This is a genomic window from Metabacillus sp. YM-086, assembly GCF_048059995.1.
Lineage (GTDB): Bacteria > Bacillota > Bacilli > Bacillales > Bacillaceae > Metabacillus > Metabacillus litoralis_B.
The window spans coordinates 50,229-75,154 of sequence record NZ_JBLUOI010000016.1; the positions used below are offsets into that span (position 1 = coordinate 50,229).

30 protein-coding genes, 1 tRNA gene, 1 pseudogene and 1 riboswitch are annotated in these 24,926 nt (G+C 34.5%); of the genes and pseudogenes, 23 read left to right on the forward strand and 9 right to left on the reverse strand.

All coding sequences use genetic code 11. The features are described 5' to 3' along the window. Positions 1-107 precede the first annotated feature (107 nt). The 7 genes from ACEWK1_RS09590 to ACEWK1_RS09620 all read left to right on the forward strand — a co-directional run bounded on the left by ACEWK1_RS09590 (position 108) and on the right by ACEWK1_RS09620 (position 6,839). Positions 108-632, forward strand: a complete 525-nt coding sequence (locus ACEWK1_RS09590; protein WP_416636103.1) for a CBO0543 family protein — start codon at positions 108-110, stop codon at positions 630-632. Between the two features lie 382 nt (positions 633-1,014). Beyond that, on the forward strand, positions 1,015-1,983 hold the full coding sequence (locus ACEWK1_RS09595) for a bile acid:sodium symporter family protein (protein ID WP_416636104.1): 969 nt from the start codon (positions 1,015-1,017) through the stop codon (positions 1,981-1,983). Positions 1,984-2,076: 93 nt separating this feature from the next. Further along, positions 2,077-2,177: riboswitch (TPP riboswitch) on the forward strand. A 138-nt stretch (positions 2,178-2,315) separates the two neighbouring features. Further along, on the forward strand, positions 2,316-3,608 hold the full coding sequence (locus tag ACEWK1_RS09600) for an acetylornithine deacetylase (RefSeq protein ID WP_416636105.1): 1,293 nt from the start codon (positions 2,316-2,318) through the stop codon (positions 3,606-3,608). A 37-nt stretch (positions 3,609-3,645) separates the two neighbouring features. Continuing rightward, positions 3,646-4,320: a thiaminase II gene (gene tenA / locus ACEWK1_RS09605; RefSeq protein WP_416636106.1), complete on the forward strand. Its 675-nt coding sequence runs from the start codon at positions 3,646-3,648 to the stop codon at positions 4,318-4,320. After that, positions 4,313-5,083 (forward strand): ABC transporter ATP-binding protein, encoded by a 771-nt coding sequence (locus ACEWK1_RS09610; RefSeq protein WP_416636108.1) that lies wholly within the window; start codon positions 4,313-4,315, stop codon positions 5,081-5,083. Before tenA ends, ACEWK1_RS09610 begins: the two co-directional genes overlap by 8 nt. Next, entirely contained in the window at positions 5,080-5,832 is a 753-nt protein-coding gene (locus tag ACEWK1_RS09615; RefSeq protein ID WP_416636110.1) for an ABC transporter permease, read from the forward strand. Before ACEWK1_RS09610 ends, ACEWK1_RS09615 begins: the two co-directional genes overlap by 4 nt. Then, the gene (locus tag ACEWK1_RS09620; RefSeq protein ID WP_212137382.1) at positions 5,829-6,839 is read left to right on the forward strand and encodes an ABC transporter substrate-binding protein; all 1,011 of its coding nucleotides are present in this window, start codon (positions 5,829-5,831) and stop codon (positions 6,837-6,839) included. Before ACEWK1_RS09615 ends, ACEWK1_RS09620 begins: the two co-directional genes overlap by 4 nt. Before the next feature lie 115 nt (positions 6,840-6,954). On the opposite strand, the gene ACEWK1_RS09625 is transcribed toward ACEWK1_RS09620, so the two are convergent. Further along, positions 6,955-7,040, reverse strand: a tRNA-OTHER gene (locus ACEWK1_RS09625). Between the two features lie 89 nt (positions 7,041-7,129). Continuing rightward, positions 7,130-7,882, reverse strand: a complete 753-nt coding sequence (locus ACEWK1_RS09630) for a SurA N-terminal domain-containing protein (protein WP_121661050.1) — start codon at positions 7,880-7,882, stop codon at positions 7,130-7,132. A 385-nt stretch (positions 7,883-8,267) separates the two neighbouring features. On the opposite strand from ACEWK1_RS09630, the gene proC reads away from it, so the two are divergent. The 4 genes from proC to ACEWK1_RS09650 all read left to right on the forward strand — a co-directional run bounded on the left by proC (position 8,268) and on the right by ACEWK1_RS09650 (position 12,138). Beyond that, positions 8,268-9,116, forward strand: a complete 849-nt coding sequence (gene proC / locus ACEWK1_RS09635; protein WP_121661051.1) for a pyrroline-5-carboxylate reductase — start codon at positions 8,268-8,270, stop codon at positions 9,114-9,116. Between the two features lie 82 nt (positions 9,117-9,198). Beyond that, on the forward strand, positions 9,199-10,329 hold the full coding sequence (gene proB / locus ACEWK1_RS09640; RefSeq protein ID WP_121661052.1) for a glutamate 5-kinase: 1,131 nt from the start codon (positions 9,199-9,201) through the stop codon (positions 10,327-10,329). Between the two features lie 14 nt (positions 10,330-10,343). Beyond that, positions 10,344-11,606: a glutamate-5-semialdehyde dehydrogenase gene (locus tag ACEWK1_RS09645; RefSeq protein ID WP_121661053.1), complete on the forward strand. Its 1,263-nt coding sequence runs from the start codon at positions 10,344-10,346 to the stop codon at positions 11,604-11,606. A gap of 193 nt (positions 11,607-11,799) precedes the next feature. Further along, entirely contained in the window at positions 11,800-12,138 is a 339-nt protein-coding gene (locus ACEWK1_RS09650; RefSeq protein WP_121661054.1) for an antibiotic biosynthesis monooxygenase, read from the forward strand. A gap of 133 nt (positions 12,139-12,271) precedes the next feature. On the opposite strand, the gene ACEWK1_RS09655 is transcribed toward ACEWK1_RS09650, so the two are convergent. Continuing rightward, entirely contained in the window at positions 12,272-12,433 is a 162-nt protein-coding gene (locus tag ACEWK1_RS09655; protein WP_121661055.1) for a DUF1540 domain-containing protein, read from the reverse strand. 208 nt (positions 12,434-12,641) lie between these two features. Between ACEWK1_RS09655 and ACEWK1_RS09660 the strand changes: the two genes are divergently transcribed. After that, positions 12,642-13,019 carry a P-II family nitrogen regulator gene (locus ACEWK1_RS09660; RefSeq protein WP_121661056.1) on the forward strand — a complete coding sequence of 126 codons (378 nt, stop codon included), beginning with the start codon at positions 12,642-12,644 and terminating at the stop codon, positions 13,017-13,019. Positions 13,020-13,022: 3 nt separating this feature from the next. After that, positions 13,023-14,327 carry an ammonium transporter gene (locus ACEWK1_RS09665; protein ID WP_121661057.1) on the forward strand — a complete coding sequence of 435 codons (1,305 nt, stop codon included), beginning with the start codon at positions 13,023-13,025 and terminating at the stop codon, positions 14,325-14,327. Between the two features lie 58 nt (positions 14,328-14,385). Here ACEWK1_RS09665 and ACEWK1_RS09670 read toward each other — a convergent pair whose 3' ends face one another. After that, a complete protein-coding gene (locus tag ACEWK1_RS09670) occupies positions 14,386-15,468 on the reverse strand; it encodes a copper resistance D family protein (protein ID WP_212137384.1) in 1,083 nt (360 codons plus the stop codon). Further along, a complete protein-coding gene (locus ACEWK1_RS09675; RefSeq protein WP_212137386.1) occupies positions 15,468-16,076 on the reverse strand; it encodes a copper resistance CopC family protein in 609 nt (202 codons plus the stop codon). Before ACEWK1_RS09675 ends, ACEWK1_RS09670 begins: the two co-directional genes overlap by 1 nt. A 207-nt stretch (positions 16,077-16,283) precedes the next feature. Here ACEWK1_RS09675 and ACEWK1_RS09680 point away from each other — a divergent pair, with 207 nt between their 5' ends. From ACEWK1_RS09680 to ACEWK1_RS09695, 4 genes and pseudogenes are all read left to right on the forward strand, one after another. Next, complete coding sequence (locus tag ACEWK1_RS09680) at positions 16,284-16,388, forward strand: YjcZ family sporulation protein (RefSeq protein ID WP_121661060.1); 105 nt, start codon at positions 16,284-16,286, stop codon at positions 16,386-16,388. Positions 16,389-16,531: 143 nt separating this feature from the next. Then, positions 16,532-16,603 (forward strand): annotated as a pseudogene (locus ACEWK1_RS09685) (YjcZ family sporulation protein); the annotation flags it as partial. A gap of 154 nt (positions 16,604-16,757) precedes the next feature. Beyond that, positions 16,758-16,859, forward strand: coding sequence for a YjcZ family sporulation protein (locus ACEWK1_RS09690; RefSeq protein ID WP_121661062.1), 102 nt, complete (start codon positions 16,758-16,760; stop codon positions 16,857-16,859). 58 nt (positions 16,860-16,917) lie between these two features. After that, a complete protein-coding gene (locus tag ACEWK1_RS09695) occupies positions 16,918-17,034 on the forward strand; it encodes a YjcZ family sporulation protein (protein WP_212137388.1) in 117 nt (38 codons plus the stop codon). Between the two features lie 151 nt (positions 17,035-17,185). Here ACEWK1_RS09695 and ACEWK1_RS09700 read toward each other — a convergent pair whose 3' ends face one another. Continuing rightward, the gene (locus tag ACEWK1_RS09700; RefSeq protein ID WP_212137391.1) at positions 17,186-17,404 is read right to left on the reverse strand and encodes a hypothetical protein; all 219 of its coding nucleotides are present in this window, start codon (positions 17,402-17,404) and stop codon (positions 17,186-17,188) included. Between the two features lie 160 nt (positions 17,405-17,564). Here ACEWK1_RS09700 and ACEWK1_RS09705 point away from each other — a divergent pair, with 160 nt between their 5' ends. The 3 genes from ACEWK1_RS09705 to ACEWK1_RS09715 all read left to right on the forward strand — a co-directional run bounded on the left by ACEWK1_RS09705 (position 17,565) and on the right by ACEWK1_RS09715 (position 20,347). Then, positions 17,565-18,347 carry a tyrosine-protein phosphatase gene (locus ACEWK1_RS09705; RefSeq protein WP_121661065.1) on the forward strand — a complete coding sequence of 261 codons (783 nt, stop codon included), beginning with the start codon at positions 17,565-17,567 and terminating at the stop codon, positions 18,345-18,347. A gap of 99 nt (positions 18,348-18,446) precedes the next feature. Beyond that, a complete protein-coding gene (locus ACEWK1_RS09710) occupies positions 18,447-19,484 on the forward strand; it encodes a M42 family metallopeptidase (RefSeq protein WP_212137393.1) in 1,038 nt (345 codons plus the stop codon). Continuing rightward, a complete protein-coding gene (locus tag ACEWK1_RS09715) occupies positions 19,481-20,347 on the forward strand; it encodes a PhzF family phenazine biosynthesis protein (protein ID WP_121661067.1) in 867 nt (288 codons plus the stop codon). The genes ACEWK1_RS09710 and ACEWK1_RS09715 overlap by 4 nt, the downstream gene beginning before the upstream one ends. A gap of 335 nt (positions 20,348-20,682) precedes the next feature. Here ACEWK1_RS09715 and ACEWK1_RS09720 read toward each other — a convergent pair whose 3' ends face one another. From ACEWK1_RS09720 to ACEWK1_RS09730, 3 genes are all read right to left on the reverse strand, one after another. Then, entirely contained in the window at positions 20,683-20,973 is a 291-nt protein-coding gene (locus ACEWK1_RS09720) for a YxcD family protein (protein WP_121661068.1), read from the reverse strand. Beyond that, complete coding sequence (locus ACEWK1_RS09725) at positions 20,961-21,401, reverse strand: hypothetical protein (protein WP_232273541.1); 441 nt, start codon at positions 21,399-21,401, stop codon at positions 20,961-20,963. Before ACEWK1_RS09725 ends, ACEWK1_RS09720 begins: the two co-directional genes overlap by 13 nt. A gap of 198 nt (positions 21,402-21,599) precedes the next feature. Beyond that, positions 21,600-22,115 carry a hypothetical protein gene (locus ACEWK1_RS09730; RefSeq protein ID WP_121661069.1) on the reverse strand — a complete coding sequence of 172 codons (516 nt, stop codon included), beginning with the start codon at positions 22,113-22,115 and terminating at the stop codon, positions 21,600-21,602. A 290-nt stretch (positions 22,116-22,405) separates the two neighbouring features. On the opposite strand from ACEWK1_RS09730, the gene ACEWK1_RS09735 reads away from it, so the two are divergent. Genes ACEWK1_RS09735 through ACEWK1_RS09745 form a run of 3 tightly spaced genes read left to right on the forward strand, consistent with a single transcriptional unit; the run spans position 22,406 to position 24,768 of the window. After that, positions 22,406-23,278, forward strand: coding sequence for an ABC transporter ATP-binding protein (locus tag ACEWK1_RS09735; RefSeq protein WP_121661070.1), 873 nt, complete (start codon positions 22,406-22,408; stop codon positions 23,276-23,278). 18 nt (positions 23,279-23,296) lie between these two features. Next, the gene (locus ACEWK1_RS09740; protein WP_212137395.1) at positions 23,297-24,091 is read left to right on the forward strand and encodes an ABC transporter permease subunit; all 795 of its coding nucleotides are present in this window, start codon (positions 23,297-23,299) and stop codon (positions 24,089-24,091) included. A gap of 38 nt (positions 24,092-24,129) precedes the next feature. Continuing rightward, complete coding sequence (locus tag ACEWK1_RS09745) at positions 24,130-24,768, forward strand: TetR/AcrR family transcriptional regulator (protein ID WP_121661072.1); 639 nt, start codon at positions 24,130-24,132, stop codon at positions 24,766-24,768. Positions 24,769-24,926 lie beyond the last annotated feature (158 nt).

The window sequence follows — 24,926 nt, forward strand, 5'->3', positions numbered from 1 at the left end:
CATAGCCTTTTATAAATGGAAATATAAGGTATCAATTGCCCTGTATTGATACAGAATAGTTATACGGAAAGTAAAAAAGTGAAAAAAGAAAACATTGGAGAAGTAAAATGAATTTTGTTTATGGATTTCTGTATATATTTGCTGCATGGAAATGGGGAGATTGGCAAAATTGGAGAGAGTATTATCCAACCATTTTATTTTTTATAATTGGTGACTTGTTATATCATTTTTTACTTTATGATTATTTTCCATTATGGAAGTTTAATCCGATTCCAATTGATGAAAAAATGGGAATAACAGGTACCCATATTTCTTTATTTATCATGTTTATCAAATATCCTTGTACAATTCTTTTGTATTTAGGGAATTTTCCTATTGAGCGCTTAAAACGGTTTATCTATATCGGGATTTGGGTTTTGATTTATACAGCAAATGAGCTCTTAACACATTACTTTGGGGGAATAAATCATTATAATGGTTGGAATGAATGGTGGTCGGTTTTGTTTAATTGTGCTATGTTTCCTTTATTGGCATTGCATCATTATCGTCCATTGATAACTTGGATATGTTCGTTTGGTTTTATTTTGTTTTTATGGACGATTTTTGGTGTGCCATCATATGTTTTTCGTTAAAACATTAAAGGGAGATTTTATCATGAAAACAGAAATGCTAGCATATTTTGATGAATTTGGACATAGAAAATTCAACAAGAGGAGGTTTCAGGAGTTGTAAGAGCTGAATTACATGAATTTGAAAAACTGTGGTTCAGGGAATTAGAAAAAATTAGGGTTGAGGGCTTTCTGGAAAATACACATAAAGCGCAAAGAGAGCTAGAGACAAATGTAACAAAACAAGACTTTGTTCCTCATCAGGATTCTTATATAAAGGAAATAATTAAGAAAATAAAGGGAAAATAGTTTACTTAATTAAGTACCTTACTGTCACTCATTCTTCTTAATTCTGTTACAATGTCATATACATAGTTTTTATCTAAATAGATTAGGAGAATGATTCATGCTTCAAACAGTTAATCGGCAACTGGAAAAATGGATGCCTATTATTACGCCAATAAGTGTGATTATAGGGGTTATGCTTGCTGAAAATCTTTTACCTCTTACATTTTTAATTCCGTGGCTATTTGCATTTATGACCTTTTCAGGTAGTCTTAGCTCTACTTTTACGTCTTTACAAGGAGCATTAAAAAAACCAATGCCTTTATTTATGATTTTAATGCTGTTGCATATTATTATGCCGCTTCTAGCTTGGACAGTAGGACACGCATTTTTTGTGGATGATCATTTAACAATGACCGGATTAGTGCTAGCAAGTGTTATTCCAACTGGGATTACCAGTTTTATTTGGGTAACAATCTATAAGGGGAGTATAGGCTTAGCATTATCTATTATCTTGTTTGACACAATCTTGTCGCCGTTTCTTGTTCCGTTTACTTTATCTTTTCTAGTTGGTCAAAAAATTCAAATAAATACGATGGATATTATGTATGGGTTGTTATTTATGGTTGTTATTCCATCTATTTTAGGGATGTTTACAAATTTTTTGACAAAAGGGAAAAGTGTTAAAGCAGGGAAAAATCTTGCGCCGTTTTCAAAAGTTTCTCTTGCTTGCGTTGTTATGATGAATGGAGCTGTTATTTCTCCCTATCTTAAGCAGTTTAGTTTAAAATTGGTTATTATTGCTATTGTTGTTTTTACACTTGCTTCTTTTGGATATTTCTTAGCATGGATGCTGTCAATTCTGTTAAAAAGAGACCGCGAAACAAAAGTAGTCATGATGTTTACGGGTGGAATGCGGAATATTAGTGCGGGGGCTGTAATTGCGGTTCAATATTTTCCTCCGGCTGTAGCTGTTCCTGTAGTTCTGGGAATGTTGTTTCAGCAAGTGCTTGCATCAATCTTTGGTCATATATTTAATCTTTTTGATCAAAAACAACATTTTGAGGCCAATATCTCTGCTTCACAATAAATAATACTCGTATATTTTAAAAAGAAGATGTTGCCAAATATTTCTGAGTGTGTTAAAAATAATGTGAATTACTAATTTCATAATATGATAGATTTTCACCACTAGGGGAGCTTTAAGCTGAGAGAGGCAGTGCGCCTTGACCCTTATTACCTGATCTAGATAATACTAGCGGAGGGAAGAGGTGTTTGAATAAATAGACTTTAACGCAATTTGGTTATTATTAGTAGCAGTTTAACTAATTTTTATACCATTATGCGATTCAAACCACTTCTTTTCTAAAAAAAGAAGTGGTTTTTTTATTTTACTGCATTTTAAAAAAGGAGGGAAAAACATTGTCTAATCCAATAGAACGGTTAATTAATATCGTCGATGAACGCCAGGAGGATTTGGTTTCTTTATTAAAAAGCTTGATTGAATATAAAACACCTGCACCACCAGCTAGAAATACGAATGAAGCACAACAATTTATTGCAGAGTTTTTAGAAGAGAAAGGTTTTACCATTGATATGTGGGATGTGTATCCAAACGATCCTAATGTTGTTGGTGTGTTAAAAGGGAAGGAACCTGATCTATATAACAGCTTGATTATTAACGGTCATATAGATGTGGCCGAAGTTAGTGAGGATGAAAAATGGGATGTTGATCCGTTTGTCCCTGTTGTAAAAGATGGTGTGATTATAGGGCGTGGTGCAGCTGATATGAAAGGTGGATTAGCTGGTGCATTGTTTGCTATTCAGTTAATACACGAACATGGTATTACCCTTCCTGGTGATTTGATTTTACAATCTGTGATTGGTGAAGAGGTTGGGGAAGCTGGGACTCTTGAATGTTGTAAAAAAGGATATAAAGCAGATTTTGCTGTTGTGGTAGATACAAGTGATTTACATATTCAAGGGCAAGGTGGAGTTATTACTGGTTGGATCACTGTAAAGAGTGACAAAACGTATCATGACGCAACGAGAAGGCAAATGATACATGCCGGCGGAAAACTTTTTGCTGCCAGTGCTATCGAAAAAATGACAAATATTATTCATGGATTACAAGACCTTGAAAGGCATTGGGCAATTTCGAAAAGCTATCCTGGATATCCTCCTGGTACAAATACAATCAATCCAGCAGTAATTGAAGGAGGAAGACATGCTGCATTTATTGCTGATGAATGCCGTTTATGGATTACTGTTCATTATTATCCAAATGAAACACATGAGCAAATTATAAAAGAAATTGAAGAGCATATTCTCCATGTTGCTCATGCAGATCCTTGGCTGAGGGAGAATCCCCCAACATTTGAATGGGGAGGAAAATCAATGATCGTTGATCGTGGCGAGATTTTTCCGTCATTAGAGGTAGATCAAAATCATCCTGGGGTGAAAGGTTTAGCCTCAACCCATGAACAGCTTTTATCAACACAAGCTATTGTTGATGTTTCTCCAACCGTAACCGACGGAGGATGGTTAGGAGACGCAGGAATTCCAACCGTCATATATGGACCTGGAAAATTACAACATGCACATGCAGTAAACGAACAACTGTCCATTCAAGAACTTGTCGAGTACACAAAGGTCATTTTAGCTTTCATCTATAAATGGTGTCATTTAAAGAAGAGTGACCAAACTGTTGATTAGTTATTAATTTTAAGTAATAGAAAGTAGGGGAGAATGAATGAAATTTAGTCAAAGGCTATACGAAAAGGTTCTACCGATCTGGGAAAGTAATCATAATCATCCATTCGTTAAGGGAATGGGGAATGGGACTCTTGAAAAAGATAAATTTCGGTTTTACATGATACAGGATTATTTGTATTTGATTGAATATGCAAAAGTTTTTGCCCTAGGTGCGGTGAAAGCTACAGATTTAAACACAATGGGCAAATTTGCAGCATTACTGAATTCTACTTTAAATGAAGAGATGGAGCTACATCGACAATATGCAAAAAAATTCGAGATTACGGTAGAAGAGCTTGAAGAAACCAAACCCTCTCCAACAACTCTAGCCTATACTCACTACATGCTTCATGTTAGTCAAAATGGAACACTTGCCGAATTGGTATCTGCTTTACTTCCATGTATGTGGAGTTATTGGGAAATTGGTAAAGATCTCAAAAAAATAGAAGGTGCAAGCGAACATGAATTATATGGAGAATGGATTTCGATGTATTCATCTGATGAATTTGGTCAACTAGCTACATGGTGTATTGAGTTAATTGATGAACTCTCAGATGGTAAGCCAGAATCAGAATTAGTGAAATTAGAAGAAATCTTTCTAAATACTACTAGATTCGAGTACATGTTTTGGGAAATGGCCTACCACGAAATGATGTGGCCAACAAATGGATAAATCAGTTCTTGAATTTAAAAATATAACCTTTCAATATAGGGAGCACCCTAGTGGAACACCTATCTTGAAAAATATGAATCTACATATTCGTGAAGGAGAATTTATAAGCATAATTGGACCAAGTGGCTCAGGAAAAAGTACATTATTTAAACTAATAACAGGGTTGGAGCAGCCTTCAGAGGGAGAAATTTTCCTGAAGAATCAACTAGCCATAAATCGACTTGGGCAAGTAGGGTATATGCCGCAGCAGGATTTACTTTTGCCATGGCGCACAATTATTGAAAATGCATTACTTCCATTAGAGATAAAAGGAGTAAAAAAACACCTGTCTCTTCAAAAGGTTAGTGAGTTATTAGAAGAGTTTGGGTTGAAAGGTGTAGAGGATTGCTATCCTGGTGAATTATCTGGAGGAATGAGGCAGAGGGTCTCATTTTTAAGAACAATATTAAGCGGATCAAACATTCTCCTTCTGGATGAACCGTTTAGTGCTTTAGATGCTATCACTAGATTATCGTTACAGGAATGGCTACTCTCACAATGGCAAAAAAGAAAAGAAACAATTGTTTTTATAACTCATGATGTTAATGAGGCATTGTTTTTATCTGATCGTATTCTTCTATTTACAGAAACTCCTGTAACGACCTTGAAAGAAGTTATAGTTCCACTAGAACGCCCTAGAATCTTAAAAGATTTAAACCGATCAGAAGTAATCTCCTTAAAAGATGAGTTGCTTGAAGACTTACGAACGAGGATGAAAACATGAGTATTTTTAAAAAATATGGTGCATCCAGTACGTTAACTATTTTACTTCTCGTTGTTTGGGAAATTGGTGCAAGGCTTTTGAATATGGGATTCATTCTGCCAACACCAACTGATGTTGTCTTAAAGATATGGGAATTAAGAGTACCTTTGTTTTTAGAACACTTACCTGCTACATTTCTTATAATCTTGATTGGACTCTCCCTTTCTATTTTATTTGGGGTGGGGCTTGCTGTATGGATGAGCATAAATAAAACAGTAGAAAAAACCTTCTATCCTCTTATTATATCGTCACAAACAATTCCAATTATCGCATTGGCACCGATTTTTGTTTTATGGTTTGGCTATACGATATGGAGTAAGGTTGTCGTTACGGTGCTTATTACTTTTTTTCCGATAACAGTAAATACGTATGATGGCCTACGTGCAACAACTAAGGAATATAAAGATCTTTTGCGAACTATGGGAGCAACAAAAAAAGACATTTTCTTTAAGCTGCAAGTACCGGGAAGCGCATCTTACTTTTTCTCTGGATTGAAAGTGGCTGTAACGTTAAGTGTGATTGGTGCTGCAATTGGAGAATGGATCGGTGCTCAAGCTGGGTTGGGGTATTTTAGTAGACGAATGATGACTCAGTTCGATGGAGCAGGGGTTTTTGCGCCAATTATTATTTTATCTGCAGTCGGAATTTTTTTATTTGTCATTGTAAGCTCATTAGAGAAAAAAACGTTAAAATGGAGGAAAACAGAATGAAGAAGTTATTATTAATGTTCTTATGTTTAGTATTAGGATTACTTACAGCTTGTGGTGCTAACAATAGCGCATCAACAGAAGCAAATGAAGAAGCGAAAGATCTAAAGGATGTTAGTATTATGCTTGATTGGTATCCTAATGCTGTACATAGCTTTTTATATATTGCAAAGGAAAAAGGATACTTTGAAGAAGAAGGATTAAATGTTGATATTCAATTTCCTGCTAATCCAACAGATCCGATCAACTTGGCTGCTGCAGGGAAAATTACGCTTGGCATATCGTATCAACCAGATGTTATTATTGCTCGTGCCAATCAGGATGTAAAAATAAAATCAGTTGGTGCAATTGTTCGTTCACCATTAAACAGAGTTATTTTTATGGAAGATAGTGAAATTCAATCTCCAAAGGATTTAGAAGGAAAAACTGTTGGCTTTCCTGGTATTCCGCTTAATGAATCATTAATTCAGTCTATGGTTAAGGCTGATGGTGGAAACCCTGAAAAAGTTGAAATGATAGATGTTGGCTTTGAATTAGGATCTTCAATTGTTAGTGAAAAAGTAGATGCAGTAATTGGTGCATATATAAATCATGAAGTACCTGTATTAGCTCATGAAGGACACAACACAAGAAATATGAACCCGACCGAATATGGAGTTCCTAATTACTATGAGTTAGTAGCAGTAACAAGCGACAAAACATGGGAAAAAGAACAAGAAAGTATTGCAGCCTTTTGGCGTGCTGCTACAAAGGGATACGAATTTACAGCGGACCACCCTGAAGAGGCTTTAGAAATACTTCTTACTAACCAAGATGAAGCAAACTTTCCTTTAGTAAAAGAAGTGGAAACAGAAAGCCTAGAAATATTATTACCATTGATGAAATCTGAGAATGGATTTGGAAGTCAGGACCAAGATCAATGGGAAAGTACAATAAGTTGGATGAAGGAAGCAGGCTTAATTGAAACAGAACCTGAGGTTGAAGATATATTTGTAAATTTAGTAGAGTAAAGGTAAAAGGCGTATTCCTTAGTTAATTGGGGGTACGTTTTTTATATTATTTAGTCTAAAACACACATCGAAAGCAGATAAGAACGGTACTACAAAATCCCAGTATAATTAAGAAAGGACTTGGTGGGATTTGAACCCACAAGATGTACAACAATTTACGACAAAACTGTTGACTGCTCTAACCACTTGAGCTACAAGTCCAATTATATTATGTTCATAAAAATGCATTTTATAACATCATATGTAAAAAAAATAAAAAAGAGATGTGTGGGTCACATCTCTTTTTTACATTATATTTTTAGTTCAACGTCTGCTGCTTTACGAAGTTCTTCCACTTTTGTAGCTACTTTTTCTTGTGTTTTTTGTTGTTCAAGATTAGCTTTTAAAGTATCTTTTACTTCCTCGTATTTTGGAGTATCTTCAGATTCACCAGCCGTACTTACCATTGAATCATAATATTCTTTTATTTCTTCCTCTTTTACTTCTTCTACCTTCAAATCATTCTTTACAAATTGATCATATTTTACCGTATCAGCAATTTGTTCTTTTAGCTTGTCCAAGGTTAAGTTATTCGTTTTTAACGCTTCCTCAAACTCTTCTTCTGTTTTATAGCTAGCTTTTAAAGTTTCTAACTGTTTGTTAATATCTTCTTCTGAAGCTTCATAGCCTTTTTTGTCGATTTCTTGTAATAGTAATGTTTGTCCAACAAGACTTTCAAGGGTATAGTCTTTAATTTGCTTTGCCATATCATCTGTAGTTAAGTCTTGTCCTAATTGTGAAAATTGCATTTGAGAAATACTTAAGGCGTCATTATATTGATTTCCTTTGATTTCCTCACCATTTACAATAGCAACAACTTTTCCTTCTTCCACTTTTTGAGCTTCAAGCTTTTTTTGCATTTCCTCAGCATCTACATCAGCTGCTTCTTCAGTTGCCTTTTCAGAGGTGCTAGTGTCCTCACTAGCTTTTTCTTCGTCGTTATTACACGCTACAAGAGAGAGTGAAAGCAACCCGATTAAAACTGTTAATAAATATTTTTTCATTTTGTATACCCCTTTCGTCCCTATAGAAGGACATATCTTATGTACATAATTGGAATTGTATAACAACTAAAGAAAAAATAAAAGGTTTACATATAAACCATAGCAGATTTTTAAAGAAAGGTTACACATTTTGGCAGATGGGTGAATATCATAAAAATTTTGAATAATAACTCAAAACAAATCCTTAAATAAACGGATATGAAGCGTTAGAGTCGTCTGAGAAGCTTTTAAAAGAAATTACCTATCAATGGTAACGCTTACACTAACTAATTGGAAGAAATACTCACAACGTTTCTTTAAGACCTTGATTATGAAAATCATCATGTTAGTATTAAATCGTGAGTAAAAATACGAACAAAAATACGAACGATATTGGAGAGATGAGATGCTACACGATAAGACAGTTGCATTTTTAGGCGCAGGTTCGATGGCAGAAGCTATGATATCAGGATTAGTCAGATCTGAATTTCCAACAGAAAATATCATTGCGACAAATCGTTCCAATGAAGAACGGTTATCTGCACTTAACGAAAAGTATGGTATCAAAGGAATCAAACTTAAAGATTTACCGTTTGATCAAATAGATGTCATGATATTGGCAATGAAGCCAAAAGATGTTGATTCAGCATTAAAGGGTATTAAAGATCATATCAAACCAAATCAACTCATATTATCAGTTCTAGCTGGAATTACAACAACATATCTTGAACAAAACCTTCATAATGGCCAGCAAGTAGTTAGAGTGATGCCGAATACGTCAAGTGCGATCGGTGAGTCAGCTACTGCCATATCCCCAGGTCATGAAACATCAGAAAACAATGTTCGACTAACTCAAGATTTATTAGGTTGCATCGGTGAGGTTTATACAATAGAAGAAAAAGATATGGATATCTTTACGGGTCTTGCAGGAAGCGGTCCGGCTTATTTCTATTATTTGATGGAGCATATGGAAAAACAAGGATCACAAGCAGGCTTTGACTTGGAAACAACAAGAGAAATTATTGCTCAAACGATTGTTGGTGCTGCGAAAATGGTTCAAGAGCAAGATTATACGCCTACTGTACTAAGAGAAAAGGTTACTTCACCAAATGGTACAACAGCAGCAGGGTTAAACGCATTGGACGAAAATGGTGGGGGTAAGGCCATTGCGAAGGCAGTTGAGCATGCGGCAAAACGTTCAAAAGAAATTAGTGAACAAATCCAAGAGAGTTTACTGGTTAGCTCATCAAAATAAATAAGATTATAGTTTAAGAAAATGAAAGACTTATAGAGAAACAAGTGATTTAGAGAGATAAATACGACTCAGGAGTGATATCATGACGACCCTAGACAACGAAAAAAAACGGGTTGTAATAAAAGTAGGAAGCAGTTCCTTAACAAGTCGACACGGAGAAATCAGTCGACGTAAACTAGAGAAATTAGCTGATGAAATTGCCTTATTAAAGGACGAAGGACATGAGATTGTCTTTGTTTCTTCAGGTGCTGTTGCAGCAGGCTATCGTAAGCTAGGTTGTATTGACCGTCCAACATCTCTACCTGAAAAACAAGCAGCTGCTTCTATTGGGCAAGGATTATTAATTGAGGCATATTCAGAGATCTTTTTATCACACGGGTATGTGGCATCACAAATCTTAATTACACGAAGTGATTTTTCAGATGAAAAACGCTACAACAATGTACGTAATACACTAAATGTTTTATTAGAACGTGGCATTATTCCAATTGTTAATGAAAATGATACTGTAACAGTTGATCGCTTGAAGTTTGGTGATAATGATACGTTATCAGCAAAAGTTGCTGGCTTAGTAGAAGCTGATCAATTGATGATTTTATCTGACATAGATGGTTTATACGATTCAGATCCTCGAAAAAATGAAGAAGCAAAACTACTTGAGAAAGTTTATGAAATCACCCCTGAAATCGAAGAAGGAGCAGGTGAATCAGGTAGTAACGTTGGAACAGGTGGAATGAGATCGAAGATAGATGCCGTAAAGATTGCGATGGCGTCTGGTATTTCGACCTTCTTAGGAAAAGCAACGATCCCTAATATTCTTGGCGATGCTGTTCGCGGAGAAGCCAAAGGAACTTATTTCGAAGTAACAAACGAAACAGTTAACTTAAATCAGAAAAAACAATGGATTGCTTTCCATTCCGGTCCTGAGGGTGAAGTAACAATTAATCAAAATGTAAGAACATCCATTGTTGATCATAAACACAGCATCTATTCATCAGACATTGAAAAAGTAGAAGGTCAGTTTGAAAAGGGTGCAGTTATTCGAATTCTTGATCATGAAGGAGAAAGAATTGGTTTGGGTGTTGTGAACTATTCAAATGAAGAGTTAGAAAAGATAGCAAAGGCTTCAGGTGAGGGTGTTAAAAAGCAAGAGGTTGTCCATTTTGATGATTTAGTATGTGAACTTGAATTATCGTTGCCTGTCGGAGTATAAAAAGGAGGAATTAGATGTCTGTAACAAAAGAACAACCAAACGTCGAATCACAAGCAATTGCAGCAAAAAAAGCTGCAAAAACATTAAGTTTATTATCAACTGAAGAAAAAAATGAAGCATTACACATTTTAGCTGATACTTTAGAAAAAAATACTGAAGTTATTCTTAAAGCGAATGAAGTAGATTTACAAGCAGGTCGTGAGAAAGGTTACGATACGGCTTACATGGATCGTCTGGCTCTTTCAAAAGAACGAATTTTTGACTTTGCTGATGGCTTACGTCAAGTAGCTAAATTAGAAGATCCAACAGGTAAAATCCTTTCTAACTGGACTTTAGATAACGGTCTTCTAGTTGAAAAAGTTACAGTACCACTAGGTGTAATTGGTATGATTTATGAAGCACGTCCTAACGTAACAGTCGATGCGACAGGTCTTGCTCTTAAATCAGGAAATGCCATTGTATTAAAAGGCGGATCATCTGCTTTATCATCAAACAAAGCAATCGTGCAGGTTATGCATGAGGCATTAAAAGAAACAAAGATCCCACAAGAAGCTGTACAATTTATTGCCAGCACAGACCGTGAAGCAACACAGCAACTGTTCACTATGAAAGAACATATTGATGTGTTAATTCCAAGGGGTGGAGGTTCACTAATAAATGCAGTTGTAAATAATGCCACTGTTCCAGTACTTGAAACAGGTGTCGGAAACTGCCACTTATATATTGATGTTGAAGCAGATGTTGAAAAAGCATTAAACATTCTTGTTAATGCAAAAACGGACCGTCCAGCTGTATGTAACGCGTTAGAAACAGCTATTATTCACGAGTGTTGGCTAGAAAAGAATCGAGATGTCCTAGTGAAAACTTTGCAGGAAAATGGAATTACTGTTCATGGTGATGAAACAGCTTTATCCTATATTCCGAACTCAGTTCTTGCAAACGAAGAAGACTGGGCGAATGAATATTTAAGCTTAGACTTAGCTGTTAAAACAGTTAGTAACGTCGAAGAAGCAATAGATCACATCGAAGCATACGGTACAAAGCATTCAGAGGCGATTGTAACTGAAAACAAAGAAACAGCTAAAACATTTATGAGCTTAGTAGATGCTTCAGCTCTATATCATAATGCGTCTACTCGCTTTACTGACGGTGGAGCTCTGGGCTTTGGTGCTGAGATTGGTATTTCCACTCAAAAGCTCCATGCGCGAGGACCGATGGGCTTACCGGCTTTAACAACAGTAAAATTTATGATGTCAGGTAATGGGCAAACAAGATAAGTAAAAAGAGAAGTGACCGAATATCGGTCACTTCTTTTTAGTAAGATCAGAAAGTATAAAAATTTGAATTTAGTTCTCTTTACTTTTTTTAATTTTCTATTAGAAAAATACACTTTATAAATAGACAATGATAATCATTATTGATTATAATATTTGTAGAACAAAAAATAACTTATTGATTGGAGAAGATTGCATGTTTGTTCAAGTGAAAAAAATTACAGTAACAGAGGGAAGTTCGGCTCAAGTTGTTGATCGGTTTAGTAAGCCAGGTATTATTGAAGAGCAAGAGGGTTTTGTTGATGCAACAGTAATGGTGAAAAAAGTAAGACGCGGTGAAGAAGAGGTAATGGTCCAAATTCGTTGGAAATCAGAAGAATATTGGAAGCAGTGGGAAAAAAGTGAAGCACATATCGCCGGTCATAAAGCAAATAGAGGTAAACCAAACCCAGAGTACATTGTAAACTCAGAAGGCGGCTTATATAACGTAGTAAACGTTAAAGAAGCAAAAGCTAAAGAAAGTATAGAAAGGTAGTCAATATCTTATGATGTTGGCTTTTTTTATTGCTGGAAAAGTTTTTTTATCATTCATGAATAATAATGATAATTATTTTCAATAATAGTAATGAAAAGAGACAACCACGGTGATGGTTGCCTCTTAATACATATTAAAGATCAGTTGGTTCAAATGTTTTACAATCAGTTTCTCCACTACTTGATGCATTCTTTTCTTTATGATTGACTACATAAATTTGAGATGCACCACATTTATTTTCATTTTGGATGTTATGAACACAGCTGTTTACTTCACATAATACGTCTAGTGCCATTATAAAACACCTCCTTCATTGTTAGGATAAACAAGTTTGACCTATCCTATTCAGTATAAGAGGTGTATTTTGTTTTTTAGAGATAACATAGACAAAGTGAACTTATCTGAAAACTTTTATTTTTTAAAGTATTGACTCTTATTTCATCGGTGTTATAATCAATAACATACAATGTTAGAAAATCTAACAGACAATTAGGGTGATGAAGATGAAAAAGATTGAAGCGATTATAAGACCGCAGAAAATTACTGAAACAATAAAGGGATTAAAGAATATTGGAATTACTGGATTTACTGTTTCTCAAGTTGTAGGAAGAGGAAAGCAAAGAGACACAAAGGGTGTTTATCGAGGGAAAAATTATAATGTAACGTTACATCCGAAAATTAAACTTGAAATTATATTATCTGATCATATGGTAGAACCAACTATTAAAACAATTATTTCATCTGCTCAAACAGGTGAAGATGGTGATGGCAAAATCTATGTATATCCTATTCTAGAAGCTTATAATATTCGCACTGGCGAACCGGATGTGTCAATTGATGATTTGACAATAAGAGAGTTTCCCGCAAAGGAGGGAATCTAATCAATGGAACTTATTCATTTAAATACCGTTTGGATTGTTATAGCGGCAGCAATGGTTTTGTTCATGGAAGGTGGATTTAGCTTATTAGAGGCTGGTTTAGTTCGCACAAAAAATGCTGTTAACGTAACGATGAAAATCTTTGTTGACTTAACAATTGGGGCTTTAGCATTCTGGGTCTTTGGATTTGCCATTATGTTTGGAGAGAGTGCTTTTGGGTTTATAGGCACAAGTTTATTTGGAAGTCCTGAGAAAATTTCTTTAGGAATAGAATTACCGAGTGAAGCGTTCGTGCTATTTCAAATGGGCTTTGCTGTTGCTTGTATCTCGATCATTTCCGGTGCTGTAGCCGAACGAATGAATTTTAAGGCTTATATAGTAACAGCTGCACTGATTACATTAATCATTTACCCACTTTCTGGTCATTGGATTTGGAATGGTGAAGGCTGGTTAGCACAGCTTGGAATGAAGGACTTTGCAGGATCAGCTGCAATTCACGCAGTTGGAGGCTTTGCTGCATTGGCAATGGCCAAAATTTTAGGTCCAAGAAAAGGAAGATTTAATTCTGATGGAAGCGTCAACGTATTCGCACCAAGTAATATTCCGTTAGCATCAAGTGGTGCATTTATTTTATGGTTCGGTTGGTTTGCCTTTAATAGTGGTAGTACATTAGATGCTTCCGATGCATCTTTAGCATCTATTGCAATTAATACAATGTTAGCTGGGGCAAGCGGTGGGACAGTTACTTTACTTTTAACAATGAATAAGTTTGGAAAAGCTGACCCGAGTATGACGATTAACGGGGTACTTTCTGGATTAGTTGCTATTACAGCTGGCTGTGCATTTGTGAATCATTGGAGTGCAATTATCATCGGGGCAATTAGTGGTGTTATTGTTATTTATGCAACATTACTAATCGATAATCTTAAAATTGATGATCCGGTTGGAGCAGTTGCTGTCCACGGTTTTAATGGTTTATTTGGAACAATTGCAGTTGGGTTGTTTGACACAACTGCCGGGTTATTTACAACAGGTCAAGTTTCACTATTAGGAGTTCAGCTATTGGGTGCAGTTGTTGTGGCAGCTTGGGGATTAGTAGGTGGTGCGGCAATCGCCAAAATATCAGAGGCAACTGTTGGTTTGCGTGCTACATTAGAGGAAGAAGAGGAAGGATTAGACATGTCTTACCATGGAATTCCTGCTTATAATGAATTAGAACGTTTTACAGACTTACCAACAAGCTTATATAATTTTGAAGAAACGACAGGTATTACTGTTGCAAGAACAGATCAAAAGAAAATTGTAGGATGATAAAAAGGCGAACCAAAGCTAAATGGTTCGCCTTTCTATATTGTAGCACTGAAATTTCTTACTTAATAACAATTGAAAACATTAGACCCAGATAGGTAGAAATAATAAAGGCTATTCCAAATCCTACGGCAAGAATTGGAGAGATCTTTTTATAAAAGCTAATAATAAGCAATCCAATAAATAGGAGCCCAATTATAACTAATAAGACAGCATTTAAATGAAAAGAAAGTTGAACGATAAAAGGAGCCGTAATGTTTTGCCCGAGCAAGAACTCTATCCACGGTGCTGGTCCCTCTTGAATGAGTGTCGCATTTACTTGGTGTGGTGGCGGCAATGTTCCTAATACACCTGTGATGAAAAACACAACCATTAAGATCATTGTTTCTGCTTGTACCCATTTTATAGGGTTAAATTGATTATTGGCTTTGACCTTTCTAGCTAAAAATCCATTTATTAAGGCAAAAGCAAGAATGGGAATAATACTTAAATGCTTTAATAGCAACACCTGTCCATATGTGATTACCCATGAATTAACATAATCTCTTGGTTCAACAACAAAAAACATAAGAAAAATGCCTGTGATCGTGACTGTTAGAAACAAGATTATGGATAAAGGGGTAAACCATTTTAAAAACAAACGCCAATTATTACTATCTTTAGAAAGCCATCCAACATGTAATAGCACTCCAACCCACATTGTAATCACTAAAAAATGAATAGCATGTGAAAATAAACCAGGCCAAAGGTTAAGTGTTGAAGAATGGCTAGCATACCCTACTGAGAAGATCATTAGTAGCAAGAAAAGGGCTTGAATATATTTAGAGCCTTCGACATAAATAGTCATCCATAATAATACTGCAAAGAAGCTTCCGTATAACCAAGCGATACCGACTTGAAACTCAGTTAAGATTGAATAAGAAGTTAAGCTTATTAACCCATCAGGAGAGAAAAATAAAATAACTTGTAATACAGGAAGAAAAGTTAAAATTATAATTCCTAACACAGCTAATAATAAGCTTTGTTTTTTAACGGTAACAATAGGTTTATGTGTTTGTGGAACAAATTGTAATACAACATGTCCGACTAAAAAAGAATAAAGCATATACGAAACATATTCAGTTACTGGAATTAGTTGACTCATCATTTACCTCTTTTACGAAATAAGATCCATGCCCCACCAATTAATAAAAGGATTAAGATCGTAATTGAAATAGTGGCAACAGAAGAGTTATTTGTTTCTTCTTTGGCATTTGTTTCAAGTTCTGGAGAAGTTTGCTCTTCATTAACTGATGTTGTTTCTTCTTTGTAATTTTGATTTGACTCTGTATCAGATGGTACTTCCGCTTCCTCATCAATGAGTGTATCAGTTTCTTTATTTGTAGTATTTTCTTCTTCTGTAGCTGGAAGATTCACAGTAAAGGGAATTTCTCCTGTAAGGATGTGACCATCTTTTGCTGCAATCTTCCAAGATAACACGTAGCTTCCATTTGTAAGTGAACGATTAAATGTCCCAATTAGCTTACTTCCTTGAACTGTTACCGTATCAAAGGATTGCTCTTCCGTTTCCTTTGTTAAGGTCATCGTACTTTGGTCTTCAATCTCTCCTGCGAATTCAATAAAAAGCTCTGTAAGTTCTTGCGTGATTTCCTCACCCTCAGAAGGATTTGAAGTTTTAACAGTTGTATGTGCTGAAACTGCTAAAGGAAAAATTAATAAAAAGCTTAGTATTGTTAGCATTTTTTTCTTCATATCAAAACATCCTTTATTAATTTATTTCTGTTACCCATTTTAGCATTGAATGTATTCTCCATTCATAAACCATTTCTGACAAATTAGCAAACAAAAAACTTTATGACTGGATTTTTTAAAAGTTTTTTTAGGGAACTGTGCGGGTGCCCTTACAGACAAGTCCCCAGATACATATTGTAATAGTACAACGAAAGGGAGGTGTTGTTAATGAGTGGTGCAACTCCAGGCTATGGCTACGGTGGTGGCTTTGCGTTAATCGTTGTGTTATTCATCCTACTAATAATTGTAGGCTCTGCTTACGTTGGTTACTAAAAATTGATTAGTAAGAAATCGTTTCTATAAATAATTTAAAGGAGGAATTTAGAATGGGTTACGGATTCGGTTATGGCTATGGTGCAGGATTTGGCGGTTATGGTTATGGTGCAGGATACGGTGGAGCAGGTTATGGCTACGGTGCAGGTAGAGGTTTCGCGTTAATTGTTGTATTGTTTATTCTACTAATCATCGTTGGTGCTGCTTGGTTATAAGATAGGTAAGGGGAGGGCTGAATTTATTCAGGCCCTCTTTTTCTATATGTCTAACATAAAATTTTTTATCTTTTTTAGGAAAATGTGCGGATGCCCTTACAGACAACTTCCTAGATACATACAGTAGTATTACAACGAAAGGGAGGTGTTGTTAATGAGTGGTGCAACTCCAGGCTATGGCTACGGTGGTGGCTTTGCGTTAATCGTTGTGTTATTCATCCTACTAATAATTGTGGGCTCTGCTTACATTGGTTAAACTAAAAATTGATAAGAAATGAATCGTTTCTATAAATATTAAGAAGGAGGAATATAGAATGGGTTACGGATTCGGTTATGGCTATGGTGCAGGATACGGAGGAGCAGGTAGAGGCTTCGCGTTAATCGTTGTACTGTTTATTCTACTAATCATCGTTGGTGCTGCTTGGTTATAAGATAACCTAAGAAAGAGGATCTGATTAGTCAGATCCTCTTTTGTGTAGTTTCTATATAAATGAAACTTTTCGCCAGGTAATTAGTTCTACGAAACCTAAAAACTCTATGTAATACATATTTACTAAAAACCTTTAAAACATAAATTGTTCTTTATGACGTTTTTCTCTCCTGCTCGATAAAAATAAGCGACTTTCTTTTAATCCAATACTGAAAACTGTCCAGTGGAAAAATTCCTCTTCTTTTTGAGTTGTTCATTTGGATTACAACACTGTCACTAGAAATTTCAATGATTTTTAATTTGTCGGAGTTGCTAATGTTTGGAATGAAATTTCCGCTTAACTCAAATTCCATATTATTATGTAAATCCATGCTTCCTTCCTCCTATGTAAAAAACGTTAAAAAACTAAAGTTAAGTTTCCCAATTTAAAAATAATTATCCGGGAAATAAATATTTTTTTGCAAATAAAGGAGTTAATATAAGAAGTGGAGAAGTTTTCCATAGTTAGAAGAACGAAGGAGTATAAATGAAATGCAGAAAGCAACTATACCATTTGAAAAATTATATAATTTTAGAGATGTTGGGGGAATGGAAACAGAGGATGGAAATAATGTGAAATCTGGAGTCTTGTTTCGGTCTGATGATATTTCGCGATTGACTAAGAAGGACTTAGAAAAATTTAGTCAATATGGATTTAAGTTAATTTGTGACTTACGTACATCTAACGAGCGAAAATCTAAACTTTATGAATTTCCTAAAAGCTGGGGAATTGAATTAAAGCATATCCCTATTTATCATGAAAGTCAGGACCTTTCCCATAGGGAGTTTTTCCAGTTATTAGTTAAAGGGTCTAAGAATCTGGATTTTGAAGCAATGATTAAGGATTTTTATCGTTGTATGATCATAGAACGAAGAGAAGAAATAAAAGAGATCATTACTTTAATTGCTAATTATAACAAAGCTCCGTGCTTAATTCATTGTACCGGAGGCAAAGATCGTACAGGTTTAATAACCGCACTCATACAGCTTTATTTACATGTTCCGTATGATAAAGTAATCGACCATTATTTATTGTCAAATGAATTGGTTGGGCCGAGAATGAAAAAAGTTGAAAACTTTATTCGAGTGATGAGTTTATATCGTGTTTCTTCTCAGCAAATAAAACCGTTATTAATTGTAAGTCGTGAATATTTAGAAGATGTTTTACAGGAAATTATGAAGGAATTTGGAACAGTGGAAAACTATTTTATCAAAGGGTGTGGAATAGATAAAAACTCCTTAAACAAGTTAAGGGGATTTTTATTGAATAAATAGAGTGAAACTTCTTTGTGAACTCGAAGCTGCGAGTTTTATTTGTATTTTATCTAAGTTACAATCATATTTATGGATATTCATAAAAAGGAGGAATAGACAATGGATGAAACAATACAGTTAATTAAAAAATTGGTTGAAATACCAAGCCCATCAGGGAATACAGAAAAAGTCATTTCGTTTGTAGAGGAGTATTTAAAGCCTTTGAATGTAAATATGAAAAGAAATCACAAAGGTGGCTTACTTGTTACTATACCTGGAAAAAATAATGATCGACATAGGATGTTAACGGCTCATGTAGACACTTTAGGTGCAATTGTAAAGAACATTAAATCTAACGGCAGATTAATGATTGATTTAATCGGGGGCTTTAACTATAACTCTATAGAAGGTGAATACTGTCAGATTGAAACCGCCGGTGGGAAAACCTATACTGGTACAATTCTTATGCATCAGACATCTGTCCATGTATATAAGGATGCCGGTAAGCTAGAGAGAAACCAAAAAAATATCGAAGTAAGAATTGATGAGAAAGTACATAATGCAGACGATGTAAAAGATCTTGGAATTGAGGTTGGTGATTTTATTTCATTTTATCCAAGAGTTGAAGTAACACCTAGTGGATTTATTAAGTCTCGTCATTTAGATGACAAAGCAAGTGTTGCGATAGTATTACAACTAATTAAAAGAATAGTAGTAGATCCTATTGAACTGCCGTATACAACTCATTTCCTGATCTCAAATAATGAAGAAATCGGGTACGGTGGTAATTCAAATATAGCTAGTGAAACAGTTGAATATTTAGCTGTGGATATGGGGGCAATTGGGGACGGCCAAGAAACGGATGAATTTACAGTTTCAATCTGTGCAAAGGATTCTAGTGGACCTTATCATTTAGGGCTACGAAGGAAACTAATTGAGTTAGCGAAACAAAATAATATTAAATATAAAGTTGATATTTATCCATATTATGGATCAGATGCTTCTGCTGCGATACGATCAGGACATGATATTATTCATGGCTTAATCGGGCCTGGCATTGATGCTTCACATGCGTTTGAACGAACACATACTTCCTCATTGGAGCATACTTCAAACTTGCTTTATCATTATGTTCAATCGGAGTTGACGTTAGCATGATCTATTATGTTGTTGATGTTTTTGCTGAAGAAAAATATAAAGGAAATCAATTGGCTGTTTTTCGGAATATAGGAGATTTATCTAGTGAGGAAATGCAGAAAATTGCGAAAGAAACTAATTTCTCAGAGACAACTTTTATTGAAACTGATGAAAAGGTAGATGGAGGGTACCGTGTAAGAATTTTTACACCTAATGAAGAAGTGCCGTTTGCAGGACATCCGACCTTAGGGACTTCATATATTATTCGAAATGAGATAATGGAAGAGCTAGAAGAAGAGGTTATATTAAAGTTAAAGGTTGGAGATATCCCTGTTTCTTTTGATGAATCTGAAATACTTTGGATGAAACAAAATGAGCCTAGCTTTGCTCAAACGTTTACATATGAACAATTGAGTGATGTACTTAACTTGGACATTGATGATTTTGATGAGAACTATCCAATTGAGGATGTCTCAACAGGTCTCCCTTTCATTATTGTTCCTTTAAAAGGATTGGCTGAAGTAAAAAAAGCCAAAATTAATCAAGAAAAACTTCTTAAATTAACCGAAAAAACTAGAGCAAAAGCCATTCTAGTTTTCAGTAAAGAAACTTATCACAAGGAACATCACCTAAATGCAAGGGTGTTTGTTGATGTTTTCGGTATACCCGAAGATCCTGCAACAGGAAGTGCCAATGGATGCTTGGCAGGTTACTTGCTAAAACATCAATATTTTCAAACAAACTCATTAGATTTAAAAGTTGAGCAGGGGTACGAGATTCAAAGAGAATCCTTAATTCATATTCGGGCAGAAGAAAGAGAAGGAAACTATTCTATTCATGTTGGAGGAAATGTAGTTAAGGTTGCAAAAGGTGAATGGTTTTAGAGTTCTTCTAATTTAAAAGAGTTCTCTTTCCCTAACTGAAAGAGAACTCTTGATAAGTTACCTACAATTTTATATCTTAGACATAAATTTATAGGTGATAAATGTTCCGCCTATCAGTAGAGTAGATAACAAAATGACAAAACCTAATCCAATTTCATCAATTAACGTTAGAAGGTAAATGATTAGTATGATATCTGTTAAAATTGAACCTATAAAAGTACCCTCGGGGATCTCATGCTATACTATCTCCTTTAATTATTAGCGTGCTTTCATAACAATTATAGCGAAGATTCTTGTGAAAATAAAAACCGAGTGGCTTTTACCCACTCGGTTTGTTATTTAATCAATGTAATAATTCCCTCATTTTCATCTAATACTAGCTCTATTGCGGCAGCAAAAGGATCGATATTCATTTCGTTTTCCAACCAAAAGCGAATGGCCTCTATTATATTGGCAGTTATCAATATTTGCTTTCGATCCTGTATATATGCTTCAGCAGAAAAACCATAGTCATCATCATATAATAGCTCAATTTCAACGTCCTGAGGCTTGATTTGCCTTTTATGAGCAATGTGTAAACAGAGTGCATTTACAATATTTTGTTCAGAAAGCTTTATTTGCCCCATATTGTATCTTCCTTGTGTTTACGCTTATTTTTATTTACAAAGTAAGTAAATACTTTTCGAATAATAAAAATAACGGCAAATATGGCTAAAACATTAATAACTAGGCCAATTAATGAACCTAAAATGCCAAGATTACTTAACAATCCTCCGAGTAATAAACCAGCTAACCCACCTAAAAACAAACCTTTCATTAAACTGCCGGCTTTTGGCTTTGTAGTAGTGTTACTTTTTGTTGTGGTAGAGGATTTTTGCTGAGTATCATCCTTTTTAATAAGTGACGGGCTGTTTGTATTTGAGTTAAATGACTTTTTACCAGATTTGTAGCCCTTTGCGCTAACTGTTGTAACATGATCTCCAACTAAAAATCCACTTATTGGAGTGCAAAGTAAGGTAATAGCGAGCATTGCTGAAAATAATTTCTTTATCATGGTGTATGTTCCTCCCTTTAAAAATGAGCAGTCACTTTTTGTGACAATAAGTACTACGGTCTATCATATAGAAAGGTTTCATTTTTGAAAAGTTTTTTTAATTTGTTATTCAAACTTGAAGAAGGGGGAAAGAAATCAAAAAAATAGATCATTTTGATTCAGTTGAAGACGTTAACTGATTCAAAATGATCCATTTATTTATCTATACCACATAATTTCCCCAGATTTATGGTCATAATTAATTTCAACATGAAAATCATGTTTTTCATAAAAGTGAACAAGTCTGTCGACATGATCCCAATCTCTTTCAGCAATGTCACCTGTAATTTTAGGAATGTTTTGCTCAATTGCAAGTTCTTTTAAGTAGTCCATACATATGGAGCCATACCCTTTATTTGCAGGTCCTTTAATATCACCAATGTGGATCGTTTCATCATCTACATATGTTGCGTGAATGGAAAAATCCCACTTTCCTTTATATGAGGTTTCACAGTTGCATAGCATAATTTTACAAGATTGATCATCTTCTGGAGTATAAACGATAACTAGCTTATCTTCTTTTGTTTGGTCAACACCTAGAACCTTACTTTTTTTGGCAATTTCCTTTAAATTATCCTGCATCCTAAAGACTTGGAACTCAAGATCCTCCAATTCTTCCTTCAATTCTTCTGGATTATCAGAACGTTGGTCAGCTTCTAATAGTTTACTAAACATTATTTCGCTCCTTTCATTGTCATATTTGATGTGTGTAGGTATTTAACGATTTTAAAATGACATAGCTTCTAAAAACTATATAAAATGGTGTCTTCTTATTTTATTCATACTTAATAAAAAATGTTGCAACAAACAGTGTAATATTATAATGGTTATTAAAAAAATATGCAATAGTTTCTTTGTGAATATGTGGTTAATTATTCTTTATTAATACATTGACTAACTAGTCAATGTGAATTAAACTAAAATTGACTGATCAGTCAATTCACCCTCATATAGGAGGAAGTTATATGAAAATAATCGAGATTAATAATTTGACCAAAAGCTATAAAAAAAACAGAGGAATTGATGACCTTTCCCTTTCAATTCATAAGGGAGAAATCTTCGGCTTTATTGGACCAAACGGGGCAGGGAAAAGCACAACAATACGTACATTGTTAAATTTTATTCACCCAACAAGCGGAACAGCCAATATTTTTGGGAAAGATAGTGTTAAAGACTCAAAGGAAATTCGTAAGCAAGTTGGTTATTTACCATCTGAAGTTCATTACTATGATGATATGAAAGCTTTGGATTTACTTCAGTATTCTGCTAAGTTTCATCAATACACAAATAATCAACGAATCGTCGAATTAGCCGAAAAACTTCATTTAGACCTTAATAAAAAAATTGAAGATTTATCGTTTGGAAATAGAAAAAAAGTGGGAATTATTCAAGCGCTTCTCCACGAGCCAAAATTGCTCATTTTAGATGAACCAACTGGAGGATTAGATCCGTTAATGCAACATACTTTTTTTGAATTATTAAAGATCGAGCGGGATAAAGGAGCAACCATTTTCTTTTCATCTCACATCTTAAGTGAAGTTCAGAAAATGTGTGACCGTGTTGCGATTATTAAAGAAGGTAAATTATTGAAGGTAGAACGAGTTGAGACGTTACTTAAAAATAATGTGAAAAAAATAAGCCTTAACCTTCAAACTGAAACTGAGCAAGCAATTGAAGAGATTGAGGGAATGAATAAAGTGAAAAACGGTGATGATTGGACCTTTTTGTATAGTGGCGATATAAATAGACTTCTTCATAAGATGTCAACGCTACATGTGAAAGATTTATTAATAGAAGAGCCTTCTTTAGAGGAAGTTTTTATTCACTATTATGAGTAGGAAAGGGAGGGAAGTTACATGATTTATCAACGAGAATTAAAGAAAAACTTAAGATCACTTATTATTTGGGGGATTGCATTAAGTGGAATCATTTTAATGACACTTAGCATTTATCCTCAATTTACTCAGGATCAAGAAACAATGAAGGAATTGCTTAATGCATATCCGGATTCTTTTAAACAAGCATTTGGAATGGATCGCCTTGATTATGGATCTTTACTCGGATTTTATGGGGTTCAAGTTCACTTTATGACAACGTTATTTGGAAGTATCTTTGCGGTTATGTTAGCTTCAAATATTGTCGCTAAGGAAGAAAATGAAAAAACAATTGAATTCTTATTATCAAAGCCAATTACTCGTATGCAAATTATGACTGAAAAGTGGCTAGCTGTTATGACAAATATTGCTCTGTTAAATATAATCATTATGGTGATTTCTCTAATTGGCTTTCAATTTGCTGATGAAGATCCGTCGATGAAAACATTTATTTTGCTTGTTTTAGCAACTTTTCTACTGCATATTACATTTGCCGCTATATCATTCTTACTTTCAACGACAATGAAAAAGGCTAGAACAATCACATCGATTTCGTTAGGCTTTGTTTTTTTATCATATTTTTTAAGTGTAGTATCTGGTATTACCGAGAACTTAGAAGGACTCAAATATTTTAGTTTCTTCAAATATATTGATGCTGCTGACATTATTGCAAATCAATCTATTAAACCACTTTATCTAAGTATCATGATAGCTGTAGTATCTATAATGATCGTGTTAAGCTATGTTGCTTATCATCGAAAGGATATTGCTGTATAATCAGACAAAATGATCGAAATTAATTTGAGGTGTACACATTGTATTCTGCATTTGAAAAATTACCTGATGAAAAGAGAGAAAAGATTTTAACAATCTGCATTGAAGAGTTTGCAAAAACTGGCTATGAAAAAACATCAACTGAGACAATTACTTCAAGAGCTGGTATTTCAAAAGGAATTCTTTTTCATTATTTTAAAAGTAAGAAAAACCTTTATTTATATGTTGTTGACTATTGCAGTCAGCTAATCGGAGGTAAAATTATCGAAGAAATTAAAAAGGTTAAGAAGAATGATTTTTTCGAAAGAATAAAAGAGGTCGTTCTCATTAAACAACGAATTCAATATGACTTTTTAATTGAAACAAAACTAGTTACAAGTGCTACTCTTCATCCACCAGTTGAATTACAAGAGCAATTACAGAATCTGTTACAAAAGAATACTGATCAATATAGTGGAGAATTTTTAAATAAGCTGGTAGATAAACAATTATTGCAAGGCCGAACTTCACCTGAAAAAATAATTGAATTAACTTTGCTTGCATTAGACTCTGTTTCCAAAAAATATGTTCATCTTTTTGAAAGTAAACAGCTAGAATATGACGATATACTAGAAAAAATGATGCCAGAACTTGATGAATATATAGATATTATTAAATATGGGGCGTACGGAAATCGTTGATGTGACATTTACGTAAAGAAAGATCAGTAGAGATACTGTTCTTTTTTGTTGGTTTCGTAATCGACAAAAATCGGGTGGTGCCAGTGCTCAACCCCCTTATAATGGACATATGAATTATAATTGAATTACGACATATATACATTTTATTGGGGGGATAA

Coding starts and splice junctions, on each gene's coding strand:
- ACEWK1_RS09725 (WP_232273541.1), bottom strand. CDS start 21,401: ATGATAAAGAAATTATTTTCAGCAATGCTCGCTATTACCTTACTTTGC.
- ACEWK1_RS09620 (WP_212137382.1), top strand. CDS start 5,829: ATGAAGAAGTTATTATTAATGTTCTTATGTTTAGTATTAGGATTACTT.
- ACEWK1_RS09590 (WP_416636103.1), top strand. CDS start 108: ATGAATTTTGTTTATGGATTTCTGTATATATTTGCTGCATGGAAATGG.
- tenA (WP_416636106.1), top strand. CDS start 3,646: ATGAAATTTAGTCAAAGGCTATACGAAAAGGTTCTACCGATCTGGGAA.
- ACEWK1_RS09715 (WP_121661067.1), top strand. CDS start 19,481: ATGATCTATTATGTTGTTGATGTTTTTGCTGAAGAAAAATATAAAGGA.
- ACEWK1_RS09630 (WP_121661050.1), bottom strand. CDS start 7,882: ATGAAAAAATATTTATTAACAGTTTTAATCGGGTTGCTTTCACTCTCT.
- proB (WP_121661052.1), top strand. CDS start 9,199: ATGACGACCCTAGACAACGAAAAAAAACGGGTTGTAATAAAAGTAGGA.
- ACEWK1_RS09675 (WP_212137386.1), bottom strand. CDS start 16,076: ATGAAGAAAAAAATGCTAACAATACTAAGCTTTTTATTAATTTTTCCT.
- ACEWK1_RS09705 (WP_121661065.1), top strand. CDS start 17,565: ATGCAGAAAGCAACTATACCATTTGAAAAATTATATAATTTTAGAGAT.
- ACEWK1_RS09665 (WP_121661057.1), top strand. CDS start 13,023: ATGGAACTTATTCATTTAAATACCGTTTGGATTGTTATAGCGGCAGCA.
- ACEWK1_RS09615 (WP_416636110.1), top strand. CDS start 5,080: ATGAGTATTTTTAAAAAATATGGTGCATCCAGTACGTTAACTATTTTA.
- ACEWK1_RS09720 (WP_121661068.1), bottom strand. CDS start 20,973: ATGGGGCAAATAAAGCTTTCTGAACAAAATATTGTAAATGCACTCTGT.
- ACEWK1_RS09730 (WP_121661069.1), bottom strand. CDS start 22,115: ATGTTTAGTAAACTATTAGAAGCTGACCAACGTTCTGATAATCCAGAA.
- ACEWK1_RS09695 (WP_212137388.1), top strand. CDS start 16,918: ATGGGTTACGGATTCGGTTATGGCTATGGTGCAGGATACGGAGGAGCA.
- ACEWK1_RS09690 (WP_121661062.1), top strand. CDS start 16,758: ATGAGTGGTGCAACTCCAGGCTATGGCTACGGTGGTGGCTTTGCGTTA.
- ACEWK1_RS09655 (WP_121661055.1), bottom strand. CDS start 12,433: ATGGCACTAGACGTATTATGTGAAGTAAACAGCTGTGTTCATAACATC.
- ACEWK1_RS09650 (WP_121661054.1), top strand. CDS start 11,800: ATGTTTGTTCAAGTGAAAAAAATTACAGTAACAGAGGGAAGTTCGGCT.
- ACEWK1_RS09660 (WP_121661056.1), top strand. CDS start 12,642: ATGAAAAAGATTGAAGCGATTATAAGACCGCAGAAAATTACTGAAACA.
- ACEWK1_RS09610 (WP_416636108.1), top strand. CDS start 4,313: ATGGATAAATCAGTTCTTGAATTTAAAAATATAACCTTTCAATATAGG.
- ACEWK1_RS09735 (WP_121661070.1), top strand. CDS start 22,406: ATGAAAATAATCGAGATTAATAATTTGACCAAAAGCTATAAAAAAAAC.
- ACEWK1_RS09680 (WP_121661060.1), top strand. CDS start 16,284: ATGAGTGGTGCAACTCCAGGCTATGGCTACGGTGGTGGCTTTGCGTTA.
- proC (WP_121661051.1), top strand. CDS start 8,268: ATGCTACACGATAAGACAGTTGCATTTTTAGGCGCAGGTTCGATGGCA.
- ACEWK1_RS09740 (WP_212137395.1), top strand. CDS start 23,297: ATGATTTATCAACGAGAATTAAAGAAAAACTTAAGATCACTTATTATT.
- ACEWK1_RS09710 (WP_212137393.1), top strand. CDS start 18,447: ATGGATGAAACAATACAGTTAATTAAAAAATTGGTTGAAATACCAAGC.
- ACEWK1_RS09595 (WP_416636104.1), top strand. CDS start 1,015: ATGCTTCAAACAGTTAATCGGCAACTGGAAAAATGGATGCCTATTATT.
- ACEWK1_RS09700 (WP_212137391.1), bottom strand. CDS start 17,404: ATGGATTTACATAATAATATGGAATTTGAGTTAAGCGGAAATTTCATT.
- ACEWK1_RS09645 (WP_121661053.1), top strand. CDS start 10,344: ATGTCTGTAACAAAAGAACAACCAAACGTCGAATCACAAGCAATTGCA.
- ACEWK1_RS09670 (WP_212137384.1), bottom strand. CDS start 15,468: ATGAGTCAACTAATTCCAGTAACTGAATATGTTTCGTATATGCTTTAT.